Annotated in this window: 7 protein-coding genes; 3 read left to right on the forward strand and 4 right to left on the reverse strand. The window is 63.3% G+C overall.

Annotated elements, in window-relative coordinates; translation table 11 throughout:
• The 3 genes from ML01_RS25600 to ML01_RS25610 form a co-directional block, all read left to right on the forward strand.
• Window positions 1-2,018: lipopolysaccharide assembly protein LapB (locus ML01_RS25600; RefSeq protein WP_058558212.1), on the forward strand; the 2,018-nt coding region annotated here is incomplete at its 5' end.
• 72 nt (window positions 2,019-2,090) lie between these two features.
• Entirely contained in the window at window positions 2,091-2,306 is a 216-nt protein-coding gene (locus tag ML01_RS25605) for a hypothetical protein (RefSeq protein ID WP_058558213.1), read from the forward strand.
• Window positions 2,306-4,528, forward strand: coding sequence for an SNF2-related protein (locus tag ML01_RS25610; protein ID WP_082674681.1), 2,223 nt, complete (start codon window positions 2,306-2,308; stop codon window positions 4,526-4,528). Before ML01_RS25605 ends, ML01_RS25610 begins: the two co-directional genes overlap by 1 nt.
• Window positions 4,529-5,146: 618 nt before the next feature.
• On the opposite strand, the gene ML01_RS25615 is transcribed toward ML01_RS25610, so the two are convergent.
• The 4 genes from ML01_RS25615 to ML01_RS25630 form a co-directional block, all read right to left on the reverse strand.
• The gene (locus ML01_RS25615) at window positions 5,147-7,558 is read right to left on the reverse strand and encodes a carboxypeptidase-like regulatory domain-containing protein (protein WP_058558214.1); all 2,412 of its coding nucleotides are present in this window, start codon (window positions 7,556-7,558) and stop codon (window positions 5,147-5,149) included.
• 144 nt (window positions 7,559-7,702) lie between these two features.
• Window positions 7,703-7,936, reverse strand: coding sequence for a hypothetical protein (locus tag ML01_RS30380; protein ID WP_216819274.1), 234 nt, complete (start codon window positions 7,934-7,936; stop codon window positions 7,703-7,705).
• A 480-nt stretch (window positions 7,937-8,416) separates the two neighbouring features.
• Window positions 8,417-13,384 carry an RHS repeat-associated core domain-containing protein gene (locus tag ML01_RS25625; protein WP_082674682.1) on the reverse strand — a complete coding sequence of 1,656 codons (4,968 nt, stop codon included), beginning with the start codon at window positions 13,382-13,384 and terminating at the stop codon, window positions 8,417-8,419.
• Between the two features lie 92 nt (window positions 13,385-13,476).
• A partial coding sequence (locus ML01_RS25630) for a PEP-CTERM sorting domain-containing protein (RefSeq protein ID WP_216819275.1) occupies window positions 13,477-14,402 on the reverse strand: 926 nt, incomplete at its 5' end.

The raw sequence follows: 14,402 nt of genomic DNA on the forward strand, positions 1-14,402 counted from the left end.
TTATCAGTGATATTGAGCTGCGCGTCGACGACCCCGATCAACCGCCCCCGCTTTGCTTCATCGCGTCTGGGTTCCCGCGCATTGGCAGACGATCTCTTCTTCGACATGCATTGATCAAATGCAGCCTAGCCGCTCAATCCTATGAGTTTCCGTCGATATACCTCGGAAGACAGGATGGGATAGATGATTTTATCGTGAAGCTCTACGACTTGGGCCTTTCCAACGCCGCGTACCCAACTCACCTCATGGAGACAGAACTATCGGATCGAATTCGCATCGCCGCAAACATAGTCGAGGACATTCAGAACGCGCGCGAATTTGTGGTGGTGCAAGACGAGGGGTGTCTCATAGATTACACGGGAGCACCACAGGAATGGTTCTCACGCATCTTGGACTATGGCAAAGACAATTGGCGCCCAGTTTTCCTTATCGCGTCCCGCTTCCGAGTACGAGCAGAGTATTGCCGCCGCATTGCCCAAGTGCTTGCGATACCAGTACCGGAGCTTTCCGTGTCAGAAAGAAACGGCCTCTTTAAGCGACTCCTAAAGAGCCAAGGAATTGAGATTCCGGTTGAAGATTTCAAGTTCTTCATTGGTTTATTTCAAGGCTTCCCAGATCAATTGAGGTTCACTTGTGAACTACTGAAAGACCTTGGCATTTCAGAGACCAAGAAGCGATCACATGAGATTACCGAATACAATTCCGACAAGGCAGCCACCATTCTTTCCAAGTACGCAGAAAGCGACGAGATTCTGGATCTTCTGTATTTGCTATCGAAGTTTGAATTCATCAGCTTTGACTTTCTCTTTTCGCTTATAGAGGAAGCTCGGTATATACCTCTGATCGAACAACTGTTGGCGGAGTCAGTGTGTGATTACGTTGGGGTCGAGCGGGAATTTCTCCGGCTAAATGACGTCATCCGCGACTACATTCAGCGAAATAGGTTGCAGATGCCTGAGGTATTTCAGAAGAAGCTGCAAGATCACCTTGACAGATTTCTCCAAGACGCCGACCTCGAAGGCCGGGATGTTTCGGACCTTCTATATTCAATGAAAGAGGCAATCAAGAGTGGTCAGGTACCCATGGATGCATACCTCGTTCCATCACACTTCTTGGCAAGCATGAGGGAACTCTATCAGGAACGAGGCCATTTGGATCGCGTAATCGAACTGGCCGATAGATTATTGGCGAAGAGGCATATTTTGGAGCCTGCGATCGAGAAGGACGTTCGGTATTATTTGTGTTTGTCCCTAGCTAGAAAAAAAGATAGCCGACTGGTTCAAGAAGTTCAACACATTCAAGGTCCGGAGCACAATTTCCTACTAGGCTTCTATTATCGATTGCAAGGACGAGCCAAGGACGCCATCGAACGCCTTAGCAAGTGCCTCGGTGAAGCGCCGGTCGCGAATAGAGCGAAGAGAGAGCTCGTGCAGGTGTATCTTTCTATTGAGGAGTACGAACTGGCGTCGGACTTAGCAAAAGAGAATTACGAATCGAACAAGAAAAACGCTTACCATATACAAGCATACTTCAACACGCTAGTGAACGCGGCGGCGGGCAGCCAAGATAGGCGGATGCTAAGACAACTCATCGAGGAATTGCGCAACCTCGGGACTGACCTAGGGGAGCAAATGGCAGATATTGCTCAGGCGGACTTTTATGCGAAGGTAGAACGCGACTACACGGCTGCAGTCGACGCAATTGACGACGCGATTGCCAAGCACCCAGAGTCTCATTACCCTCTGATTAGCAAAGCATATCTAGCCGCGTATAACGGTGACTTGGTACGCATCAGAGATTCGCATCAAAAACTGATCTCTTTATCAAGAGAGAGAACGATATCAGAAGAGACCATTAGTAGACTTAAGGCATATATCCTCGCAATGGAGGGTGATCTCCAAACAGCCACGGCCTCGGCCGATCGCAGTCTCGTCCGACTACCTCAGTCGTCACGAGAATCGTTTAAGCGAAAGCTTGCGGACGTTCACGCAAAAGCGAAGGGCAATACAGAGCCCTGACTCCGAGGCAGAGGGCGGGCCCGTTTCAACGACTTCGCTTATTTCGCGCGCGCCCGCCGAAGCCGATACTCGGTGCTTACCGGCGACCGCGCGTTGCGCCGGATCGCCGTTGACGAGGGGGTTGCCGTCATGGGCACGCTTTGCCTTATGGAGCGGCGGGTCGCAGGCGAGGTGATCGGCATCGGGGAGGCAGAAGCCGCCTATGTGTGCATGCGCGCAGGTGGTCGGAGACTTCCATGGGATCAGGTGCAGCGACATCTCGACCGGCTCGGCGGAGGCGACCTCTGATGACAGACAGCGTGGCGACGCCATCCGGCGGACTCCTGACCGGATCGGCATGGCAGACCAAGTACAGCCCCGAGCACGGCGACCTGGTGCAGGGCTTCTACGTGCCCGCGCTCCAATGCGCCATCCGCTACGACCGCTCCACCGGCTTCTTCAACGCCTATGCCCTGGCGCTCGCCGCCCGCGGTGTCGAGGCGCTGATCGGCAACGGCGGCAGGATGCGCCTCGTGGTCGGCTGCACGCTGAGCGCGGAGCACGTGGCGGCCATCGAGCAGGGTGCCAAGCTCAGGGATACCGCGGCGGCGGCCATGCTGGCGGAGCCGCTGCGGGCAGCCGATCCCGCGGCCATCGATGCCCTGGCGTTGCTCGCCTGGATGATCGCGAAGGGGCACCTGGACGTGAAGGTGGCCGTGCCTTGTGATGCCGAGCGGCGGCCCATCGCCGGGGTCGGGCTGTTCCACGAGAAGGCCGGCATCATCGAGGACGCCGCCGGCAACCGGCTCGCGTTCAGCGGCAGCCTGAACGAGACCGAGCAGGGCTGGAAGCTCCACTGGGACAGCTTCCATGTCTTCACGAGCTGGGGCGGTACGGCCGCGCACGTGCAGGCGGAGGAACAGAGCTTTCAGCAGCTCTGGGCCGACAAGGCGGCGATGGCTCGGGTCGTGGACGTGCCCACAGCGGTCCGCGACGAGCTGCTCAAGTTCCTGCCCAAGGATGACATGCCCGGGCGGTTGAAGAAGAAGCAGCGGCAGGAGACCGATCCGAAGCCTCCCACCGATCCACCGGAACCCCAAGCGCCGGAACCGCCGCCGCTGGACCTGCGGCGCTTGATCTGGGGGTATATCAAGCACGCACCGAGCTGGTCCAATGGCGGCGAGCGCGTCGGCGAGGCGACCTGCGCGGTGACACCCTGGCCGCATCAGGTGCGCGCCTTCCAGCGACTCTATGACCACTGGCCGCCGCGCCTGTTGATCGCCGACGAGGTGGGCTTGGGCAAGACCATCCAGGCCGGGATGCTGCTGCGCCAAGCCTGGTTGTCGGGCCGGGCGCGGCGCATTCTGATCATGGCGCCGAAGGCGGTGCTGACCCAGTGGCAGCTCGAGCTGCGCGAGAAGTTCAATCTCAACTGGCCGATCTACGACGGGCAACGCCTGCGCTGGTACGCCTCTCCGGGCCGCTACGGCGCCGCGGAGCGCAAGGTCGGCCCCGACGACTGGCACAAGGAGCCGTGCGTGCTCGCGTCGAGCCACCTGCTGCGGCGCCGGGAGCGTGCGCCGCAACTCCTCAACGATGCCGAGCCCTGGGACCTGATCGTGCTCGACGAGGCCCACCATGCCCGCCGCCGCGGCGCCGACCTGGACGACCGGCCGAATCACCTGCTGCGCCTGATGCGCGGCCTGCGCGAGCGCACCGAGGGGCTGGTCCTGCTCACCGCGACCCCGATGCAGGTGAGCCCGATCGAGGTCTGGGACCTGCTGTGGCTGCTCGGGCTGCCGGCGGATTGGCATGTCCAGGGGTTCCTCGGCTTCTTCGAGAACGCGGCGCGCCCGAGCCCGTCGCATGAACAGCTTGCTCAGATGGCGCGGCTGTTTCGTGCGGCGGAGCAAGCCTACGGCGCCGTGTCGGACGAGAATGCAGCCCGCGCGCTGCCGGACCTGAGCCGCCTGAAACTGAAGAAGGTGCTCCGGGCGCTGCGGGACGGCGCATCCATACCGCTGAAGCGGCTGGAAACCACCGAGCGCGTCGCCGCGGTGCGGCTGATGAAGGCGCAGACGCCGCTCAAGCACCTGATCTCCCGCCACACCCGCGAGCTGCTGCGCCGCTATCACAAGGCGGGCAAGCTCAAGACGCCCATCGCGGACCGCGACGTGTCGGATCGCTTCGTGCAGCTCACCGATGCCGAGCGGCGCGTCTACGAGCAGGTGGAGGACTCCATCTCCAGCACCTACGACAACGCCGCCGGCGATCAGCGCACGGCCGTCGGCTTCGTGATGACCATCTATCGGCGGCGCCTGGCGAGCAGCTTCGCGGCCCTCGCGAGCACGCTGGAGGGCCGGCTTGCCGGGTGTGGAGGTCGGCGCGGTGGGCAAGAAGGACTTCAGCTATCTCGCGCCCGGCATGTCGGCCCCGGTCCGCGTCACCACCGACCCCGGCTTCTACGACCGGCATGCCGACAGCCTGGAGTTGTGGTCGCCGGGCAGCCCGATATTCCCGACACCGGATGAGGCTGCATCGGCCGACGACCTGCAAGGCATGGATCTGAAGGCCGTGCTCGCGCAAGGGCACTGATGCCTGCGCCCGCGCACCGGCAACGAAATCCCGGGCCGGAGAGCCTGACCTGCCGGTCGGCTCCGCACGCGCGAAGGTATCCCGCTCTGTCGCCGTGTTGACCTGGAGGTCAACACTCCAGTCCACGCCGCAACACCATGCGGGTTCCAGGGCACGGAGCGTTCGGCTTGCGCGGCGCGCTCGTTGGCGCAAGTGCACCGAAGGGCCAAGGGCCAAGGGCCAAGGGCCAAGGGTTACTTTGCGAAATCAGCGAGTTGGGACAAAAATCGGCGATGGCTTACTGCCTACATCGTAAGCCACTGAAAAAATTCGCGGGATTGCTGGATGACCATGTGAGGAACCTTCATGTGGTCTTGTGAAACAGTGGCTATTTTAACATTTTTTCATTGAGTTAGCATGGGCTTAGCGCTAACTTAATGGCATTGGGACATCAGGACCTCCCTTCCAGCGGACGATGATCGGGCCCGATCCCGGTGGCTTGCGGTTGAGCGAGTACCGGAGATCGGGCCTGACAGGATTGCAGCCAACTCACGCGGATGCCCCGGCCTGAGTGCTTATTCCGATCGCCGCGTTTCGAGCGCTGGCAGCATCGGGACGGGCACAGGTGGCGCGGCTGCGGCGACCACCACCATGAAGCCGTACTCGCTGTAGTTGGTGTGATGCCAAAGGCTGTAGCCACAGTCCACCACGGTGCGCTTGTGGGCGCGCAGCTCAAGCTGGTAGCAGCAGGTGCGCGGGAAGACCTCCGTCGCCTTGACCCGAAGCCGCAAGCCCCCGCCGTGCCAGACCGGTGCGGCGGCCCCCTGGGCCCGGGCCTGTCCGTACTTCGGCCCCACCTGAGCCGCAGCGGCCACCGCCAGTCCGCCAAGCGGGAAGAGACCTAGTCCGTGAGTGGCATCGGTGAGGCTCGGCACCGCGGCGGGGTCGAGCAGGTTCACGTCCAGGTTCTCGCCGTAGGTCGCGTGCAGGGTGTAGTAGGCCAGGTGCCCTTCCGGATCGTGGGCGTAGAAGTCCACCTCCAGCACGTCGTTCGGCCCCACGGGCACGTTGCCACAGGCGCTCACCGGCACCTGGCTTCCATCCAGCCGGACGATGCGCACGGCGACGAAGTCGGTGGCCGGCTCCAGGGTGCAGGTATGCACCGTGCCCGCGCCGCAGGGGTGGTCCGGGACGCTGGGCGGGTGCCCGCTGCCCGCGCCCACCAGCCGGTTGTCGATCCGCAGCACCAGCTCGGCGGGCGAGGCGATACTGCATGTTGGCAAGACGACATCGTTCACCAACTGGCCGCTCGCGGCGAGTTGCCAGCCCCGCAGGCGCAGGCGGTAACGGCCATTGAGGAAGGGCGTAGCGGTCTGCCAGCGCAGCAACGCCCCGTAGTTTCGGACCATCCAATAGCGACTCACGTCCCAACTGGTCGGGTCATGGGTGGCCTCGTAGTGGGGCCGGCTCTCGAACACCCGCCGACCATCTACGGTGTGCAGGAAGGGCACGCTGACGAAGGTGTCGGTCGCCGGGATCCAGTACAGCCGCGGAATATCGGCCAGGGCCGAATGTGGCAGGGGAGTCCAGGTGAGCCCATCGTCGTCCGAGACCTCGGGCTCGTAATAGTCCACCGTGCTGCCTATCTGGCCCTGGATCAGCACCGCTCCCCCAAAGGGTCTGTCACCGGTGGTGTCGGCAAGCCCGGGGCTCAGGTAGCCAGCGGGTGTCGCCGCCGCGCCGGGGTTGCCGCCGATCGCGTTGATGGGGCTGTGACAGACGTCGGTGATCAGGGCGCAGATGCCCTCCGGTTCGTCGTCCTGATCAGCGATGCAGCAGGCGCTGTCATTGGCGACCAGGGTGAGGTCGGTCTCCGTGTCCACGTTCCAGCGGGTGTCGCCGTAGCCTTCCTCGACGATTACGTTGCCGGGGACGCCGCAGTCCTGCGTGACCCGAAAGATCAGGTCCGGGGCGCAATCCCACCAGGGCAGGCGGGGCGACCACGGCCAGATGCGCAACGCCTCCAGGCCCGTAAGCTTCGGGAGCCGGGCGACCACCTCCTCACGCAACCGCTCGATGGCCCCGGTCTGCATGTCCATGCGACGCCGGATGCCGGTCTCGGCGCCGGGGTCCCAGGCGCTAATCGGTGCGCTAGTCGGGGCGCTGATCGGGGCGACCTTCGCGCCGATCTGATCGCGACCCGCGGCGCGCAGCGACGCACGCGAAATTGGTTCGCGCTGCACGAACAGCGGAGCCGGCTGGGCCGCGAGATTGAGCGCGGTGACGCGGTCCTCGCCCAACAGGGCGCGGAAGATGCGGATATCCGGCGTCGGGTCCGGCGGCGGGACGGGTCCAATATCGGGCAGGCGTTGGAGCTCGGGGAGGATGCGCTCCAGCAGGAAGGGTTCGAGCGCCCAGACGCGCTGCCGCCACCAGCGCCAGGGCCACCAGCCGCAACACCAGCGAAAGCGGATCTCGAAGGCGCCGTTGACATCCGTGGTGCCGCAGCCCACGAGTTGGCGACTGCTCCACCACCACCAGGCGTCGACGTCGTAGGCGCACACCTGCGCCCCGGGGATGGCCGCGCCGTCCGGACACAGGACGCGCCCGCGCACCACGAAGGTTCGGCACCAGCGCCGCCACCACCACCAGTGGTAGGGTGGGATCACCACCGGCAGCTTGAGCCGGGCAGCACCGGTCCAGCGCCGGGCCGCTACCCGGTGAGCAATGGTCTGGAGCCCCGGCAACTCGTCGTCTGCGGCGTCCGCCGGGCCCACGTAGACCTGCAATGCCCCGGGCCGCCCGTCGAACTCGAAGCGGGCACTGCCCCTGCCTTGCGTGTCGAGCTTCACGGTGGCGGAGCGGGCAGGAACGCCCTCGCCGAGAACCAGCACCTTGACCTCGCGGTCGGGCTCGAATCCCTCGATGCCACTGGCGTCCAGCGGCACTTCGAGCAGATAGCCTTTACCCTCATCTCGCACGGACATCTCAGCGACCTCCACGATGGCGAAGCATGTTACCGCGGGTTCAGGACCGTCAATCGTCTCCTCTCCGCCCCCCATGCCGTTCTTCGGCTCCGAACGACGATGGCGGTTGGGTGGAGCGAGGAACGAACTGCATCGTTCCCGGCGTTACGTGATGGATCCGGTTTGCAACTGGGGATACGGGGTTTCGCTTATTGGTGTCGGTACCTCCGCATTCTTGAGGTCAGGCCAGGTCATGGAATCTGGCAAGTGAAACGGGCAAAAACGTGGTCTGTCCCTCATTTCTCCCTTGACCTCCCGGTCCGGCACGAATCCCTCGATACCACTGGCATCCAGCGGCACCTCGAGCAGATACCCTTTACTCCCATCTTGCACGGACATCTCAGCGACCTCCACGATGGCGAAGCATGTTACCGCGGGTCCAGGAGCGTCAATCGTCTCCTCTCCGTACCCCATGCCGTCCTTCCGCTCCGATCGACGATGGCGGTTGGGTGGGGCGATGAACGAGTTGTATCGTTCCCGGCGTTACGTGATGGATCCGGTTTGTAATTGGGGATACGGGGTTTCGCTTATTGGTGTCGGCACCTCCGCATTCTTGAGGTCAGGCCAGGTCATGGAATCTGGCAAATGAAACGGGCAAAAACGTGGTCTGTCCCTCATTTCTCCCCGCGGGCTAACCCCAACCTATGCGGGCTACGTTTCCGGCGCCTCGTCATTCGTCGATTGGGGTGACGAAGGAACCCCAACGCAGTGTTGCCGGCTCCGAAGATGCTGGAGTTCGCTATCGCTCACCCCAGCGTACGCGGGCTTTCTCCCGCTTCCCCATATGTCGGCGTCTATGAACGTTGCGCCATATGGGGTTTAGTGTATCCATGGAGGCCGCGGTGGCTGCGGGTGCCACGGAGGTCGTGGGCCGGGGCGGAGCTTCCCTTTTGGCAAGTGTTTTCCGCCCACCATTGCCAGGCAGGCCGTTTCGCAGATGTAGCCTAGCGGTTTACCATGGGCTGACGACACGCACTTCACAAAGCACTGTCCCCAAGAGTCGCGTGGGTCGTCCCAGTGACTTGTGGCACAAAGGGAGCCGCAGACTCCAGCGTAGACTCCGGCGCAGCAAAAACACGTTACAGCTTGAATGCTTGCTAAACCTGATGGGTCTACTGCGTTCAATGGGCTAGACTCGACGTACTCGTAGGCATTAGCGAAATCGAACTCCATCTGCGTCGTTGAGATTTCCCCTATTTTTGTATTCTTTACGTGAGCGAGCCAAGGTTGGACTCCCTTAGTTTGTCTCATGAATTTGGTGGCTTTGTCACCAATCGGATCACGCTGCAAAAATCTCCCGCTCAAGCACGTAAAGTGTCGTGCCCGGTAATAATACAACCCCGACTCCTGATCCCACTGCCGCCCGGTGAATAGATACGCATTCCCAAACGTACTGTGCGCGGTCCCCCAAGCGTTCAGCGCCACAGGCACACCATCCCCATCTGTAATGGTCGGACAGCCATAATCCGTATACGCATACCGCTCGACGACGTTGCCTGCCGCATCGGTCACCGCGATCACGGACCAGAGCGCCTGCTGGTGGTAGTAGTAGTCATCGCCACCGCGCTGCATGTTCAGCGCTTCGTCGATGTAGTTGCCGAAGACCCAGGTCGCGAGCGTCGCGCCGAGGGCGTCCTGCTCCTCGATCTCGCGGGCGTCGTCGTTGGCGTAGCGCAGCACGGTCGGCGTCGCCAGGTTGGCATCGAGCACGCGGACCACGCGCCGACCGAGGGCGTCGTACTGATAGGTGCTGAGGTTGCCGTCGATCTTGCGCTCGACCGAGACCAGGCGGTTCTCGGCGTCGTAGGTGTAGCGGCGCTGGCCGTCTTCGGTGCGGTTGCCGTTGGCGTCGTGGGTCCAGTCCTCGCCGGCGGCGGGCGGCGGCGGGTCGATCCGTTCCTTGAACGTGACGTATTCGTTCATCTGGTTCGGATCGTTGTCGAACAGGACGCCGTCGATGCTGAATTGATCCCAGTTGCCGACCTTGTCCAGGTCGTACTGGCGCTGGGTGGCCGGGACCGGCACGCTGGCGCCGATGATTTCGCCGACCCGGTAGTCGATGAGCCGATCGGCTGCATCATAGGCGTAGGCCTCGGAGGCGTCGGGGTCGTGCGCCTTGAATTCGTAGCGCTTGTTGCCCTCGGCATCGTAGTCGTAGCCGAACCCGGCGACGCTGACGCCGTTGTCATGGATCAGCGAGGTGATCCAATTGTTGGCATCATAGCCGTAGGTGGCGGTGACGCCGTTGTTGTAGGCGCGCGTCGCGACGCGGTTGCCGAGGTCGTAGGCGTATTGGGCGGCAAAGCTGTCGCAGGTCACGTCGATCAGGCGCCCGCGCAGATCGGTCTGCTCCTCGCATTGGCGGCCACCTGGATAGGTCAGGTCGCGGGTGCCGGCGGCGCTGTCGTAGGCATAGGCAATGACCATCGGCTGGCCGGCCCAGTCCTGGGTAGTCTGCAAGAGGCGATTGACGGCGTCGTAGCTGTCGAACGTAGCAACCCAGGCGCCGCGGGTCGCGGTCAGCATCCGTCCGGCAATGTCGTAGCTGAAGCTGTCGTCAGGCTCGGTCGGGTCCTGATAGTCGCGGGCGAGCAGGTAGTCGAGGTCGTTGTAGCGGAACTGGGTCAGGCGGCCCATCTGGTCGGTGCGGGCGGTCAGGTTGCCGGCGCGGTCATAGGCGAAGGCGCGGGTTGTGCCATCGGCATAGGTCTCCAGGATCAGGCGGTCGGCATCGTCATAGTCATAAGCGGTGCGCTGGCAGTCGTCAGCGGGGGTCGCGGCGGCGCAGTCGGCGGGCAGCGCGAGGCGCGCGGTGGCCAGCGCGGCGACGTTGCCGACGGCATCGTAGTCGGTCTGGGTCCAGAGGTCATCGGCATCGATGACGGCGCAGTCGGTGCCGCCCATCTTCTGCACGGTCATGGTGCGGCGGTTGATCGGGTCATAGCTGTGGCAGGTCGGGTTGCCCTTGCGGTTGAAGACCGCGAGCAGGTTGCCCTTGGCGTCATAGGCCTGCTCGGTCAGTTCGCCGAGGGCGTCGGTCATCGCGATCAGGCGGTTGACGCGGTCATAGCCGAAACGGGTGCAGTTGCCGTTGCCGTCGCATTCCTCGATGCGGTTGCCGACGCCGTCATGACGGTAGCTCGCCACCAGGCCGATCAGGTCGGTGATTTGCACGAGTTGGTCACGCTCGTCATAGGCGTTGCTGCTGGTGTTGCCGCGCGGTTCGGTGACGGTCAGGACATTGCCGGCGCCGTCATAGGTATAGCCGGTGACCAGGTTCAGCCCGCCCGGATCCTGCGTCTCGGTCAGGAGCCAGTCATTGTCCAGGTAGGTCATCGCGGTGCGGTTGCCATTGGCGTCGAGGCGGGCGAGGACGTTGCCAGCCGCATCGTATTGGGTGTATTCGCACCAGTCCTGGCCATTGGGGTCGCCGGGCGGGTCGCAGGTGTCCGCGCCGTCGCCGACCTTGCGGATGCTGACCCAGTGCCGATCGAGCGCATCGTATTTGTCGTAGCTGTAGCGCCCCTCGGGGTCGATCCGATAGGCGATGTTGCTGCCGCCGGGCATCGGGCCAGCGCACGCGGGTGCGCCGGGGTCCGGGAAGCAGGCGATGGACGCACCGCTGTCGTAGAAGTACCGGGTGACCAGATCGTCGCCGTCGGCGGCGTCGCAGTTCTGGGCGCCGAGCTTGCGCGCCTGGGAGACGAGCCGATTGAGCGCGTCGTAGGTGAAGACGCTGTGATGGCCGTTGGCATCGCGCTCGCAGAGGCGGTTGCCGGTCGGGTCGTAACTGGTTTCGGTCTGGTTGCCGAGGGCGTCGGTGACCTGGGTCAGGCGGTTTTGCACATCGTAGGCGAAGGCGGTGGTGTTGCCGTTCGGGTCGGTGGTCGCGATGCGGTTATCGTTATTGTCGTAGGTGTAGCGTGTGGTCAGGTTCAGGCCGTTCGGGTCCTGGGTTTCCTGGACCAGTCGGTCGCGATGGTCATAGGTGTAGGTCGTGACCTGCCACTCGCGCGGCTCGGTGGTGTTGGACTGGCGGCGGACCAGGGTTTGGTTGCCGTTGCCGTCGTACTGGTATTCGGCGGTGATGATGTCGTCGGCATCGGCCGGGGTGCAGGCCGGGGCGATCGGGTCACTGGGGGCGACCTGGGTGCCGATCTTCGCGATCTCGCGGATCGGGCGGTCGAGTTGGTCGTACTCGTAGACGGTTACATGGCCGTTGCCGTCGACGGCGCAGGTGCGGTTGCCGTAGACATCATGGGCGTAGCGGTTGGTGATGCCCGCGGGGTCGTTGGTCTGGATCAGGTGGCCGAGGCCATCGTAGGCAAAGGTTGTGGTATGGCCATTCGGATCGATCTCGGTCGCGACGGTGCCGTCGGGGTTGTAGGTCCAGGTGTGGACCAGGTTCAGGCCACCGGCGTCGCGGGTCTCGCGCGTGCGGTTGCACGCGGCGTCGTATTGGTATTCGGTCTGCGATGCGTTGGGGGACGTAATCCCGGTGATCTGGTCCGGGCAGTTGGCATCGGTGTAGGCGTAGGCGGTCTCGAAGCCCTTGGCGTCGATCTCCTTGATGAGCCGGGACCGGCTATCGTAGTCGTAACGCGTGGTATTGCCATTGGCGTCGGTGACGCTGGCCAGGTTGTAGCCGCTGGCATCATAGGCGTAGCTGGTGGTGGTGCCATCCGGGGTGATCGTGCGGACCGGATAGCCGTTGCGGTTGTAATGGTGCTGCCAGACCTGGCCGTTACCATCGGTGGCGCGGGTGATTGCAACACCGGTGCTGGGGTTGACCTCGAAGACACGCTCCTTGGTGCGCAGCAATGTCGCCGTGTCGGTGGCCCAGCCGCGGTCGTTGGTCAAGGCCGTGTGTCTGGCCCCGGTCTGATCCAGGACCTCGACGAGCTTGCCGTCGCTGTTGTAGCGGTAGGTGGTGCGGTTGCCGTTGGCGTCGGTGCGCTGCGTGATCTGGTGTCGCGCGTTATAGCGGTAGTGTGTCACATTGCCCGCGGCGTTTTCGATGCGGGCCAGGTTGCCGGCACCGTCGTAACCGAAGCGGGTTACGCGCCCCAGCGGGGCGGTGATGGTGCTGACGCGATTGTTGGCGCCGTAGCCGAACTCGATCACCCGGCCACTGGGGTCGGTGACGGTCTGTAACAGGCCCCCGCCATAGGTCAAGACCGTCTGGTTGCCGTCGCGGTCGGTGATCCGGGTCAGCATCCAGGGCTCGACCGCGGTGATGCGGAAGGGATTGCCGGGCACCTTCTCGAAGCGGGTCACGGTGCCGCCCTCGAAGGCGGTGATCTCGATGGAACCATCCGGGTTCTCGACAATGGATTCGTGGTGGCCGCGGGTCGGCGTCAAGCCGCCACGTCGCCCGGCGCGCTGGTACTTGGTGATGCGACCATCCTCGCCGAGGCGGAACAGGTCCGAACCTTGGGGGAAGATCGCCTGCTGGTATGTATGAATCCAACCGAAGCCGAGTCCGGCGTCCAGGGTGGCAAGCTCACCGCTCGCGAGCGCCGGTGTATGCCGGACCGCGAATCCGGGGCAGGCTATCGAACTCGCGTTACAGCGGAACAGGTCATGGGATTCCGAGGCACCAGCGCCAGTCGTAGAACAGGAAGGACAGCCTGGCGGCGGACATTCGCCAGCTGCATCCTCGCACTGACAAGGGACTGGCGTCGGTGGGGTCGCCGCAACCGGGCGCGCGTCCGCGGGATCCGGGGACATGCCCGTCAGCATCAGGCCGGTCAGCAATCCCAGAATCAGCTTGCCCTTCACGTTCATGGCCGGCTCCGGTGCCCCCGCAGGGGCGTTAGTTTTTTCAGTCGTCGATCGGTTCGCATTTACCCGGCAGTTCTGAAGTTGGCCGCCGCCTCTCAGCGGCGGCGACGCCAGGCCAGCAGGCCGAACCCCAGCAGCATCAGCGGCAGCGTGGCGGGCAACGGCACGGCGCCATAGGTCTCGCTGTCGGCCTCCGCGTACAGCCAGTAGGTCTGGTTGTCGAAGAGGTTAACGATGATCGCCAGCGTTCCGGTGAGGGCGTTTGTGTAGCTTCTGTTGGTGCCGGTCGCGGTGTCGAAGACCTGATCGAAAGCCAGCAGGTCGGACACGTCACCGGTTACCTGGTCCACCGCGTACAGCTCGATAAAGGCGCCGCTGGTGACATCGAAGAAGCCTCCCGCATCGGCGGTGCCGGTCAGCGCGCCAGCGTAGTCGAGCAGTAGTGTGACCGCGATGGTCGAGCCGGAAGGGTTCAGGCTGGCGATGGAGAAGTAGTTGTCGAAACGGGCGTTAGCGGCGCCGTCGCCCTGCCGGTTCTTGCCTGCGATCTCGAGTTCGGAGCGGGTCGTGGCGACGATGCTGGACCCGGGGTCGATCGCGACGTTCTCGCCGTCGATAACCTGGTAGGTCGCAAGTGAGGAGACATGGGTCGTCTGCACCGTCGCGGTGATGTCGCCAGCGTTGCCGAGGAAGGCGTCGAACGCATCGTCGGACCCGAAGACCGTGTCCTGCGCGCGGGCCGGCACCTCTCCAAACCACTCGTCTTCCCAGGTCAGCGCCGCGTCCGGGCCGCTAAACGTCAAGCGCAGGTTGCCGAGTGCCATGTCGGCCGACGCGAAGGTGTAAAAACCGGCGGTGACGGGCGCTGCCGCGACGAGCCCGGCCAGCAGGGCGGTCGCGGCCATGGTGGCGGTGGGTTTGAGTATCTTCATCATGCCTTTGGCGGAGCCGGGTATGGTTGCAGGGGACGGATAGGAAATCCAAGCCCCCCTGAGTGACCAGGTTGGTTTGGGAGAGAATG

It is taken from the genome of Thiohalocapsa sp. ML1, from assembly GCF_001469165.1.
In the GTDB taxonomy this organism is placed as follows: domain Bacteria; phylum Pseudomonadota; class Gammaproteobacteria; order Chromatiales; family Chromatiaceae; genus Thiohalocapsa.

Excerpts from the sequence above, each read along its gene's own strand:
- ML01_RS30380 (WP_216819274.1), bottom strand. The coding sequence starts at position 7,936 with ATGTCCGTGCAAGATGGGAGTAAAGGGTATCTGCTCGAGGTGCCGCTG.
- ML01_RS25625 (WP_082674682.1), bottom strand. The coding sequence starts at position 13,384 with ATGAACGTGAAGGGCAAGCTGATTCTGGGATTGCTGACCGGCCTGATG.
- ML01_RS25610 (WP_082674681.1), top strand. The coding sequence starts at position 2,306 with ATGACAGACAGCGTGGCGACGCCATCCGGCGGACTCCTGACCGGATCG.
- ML01_RS25615 (WP_058558214.1), bottom strand. The coding sequence starts at position 7,558 with ATGTCCGTGCGAGATGAGGGTAAAGGCTATCTGCTCGAAGTGCCGCTG.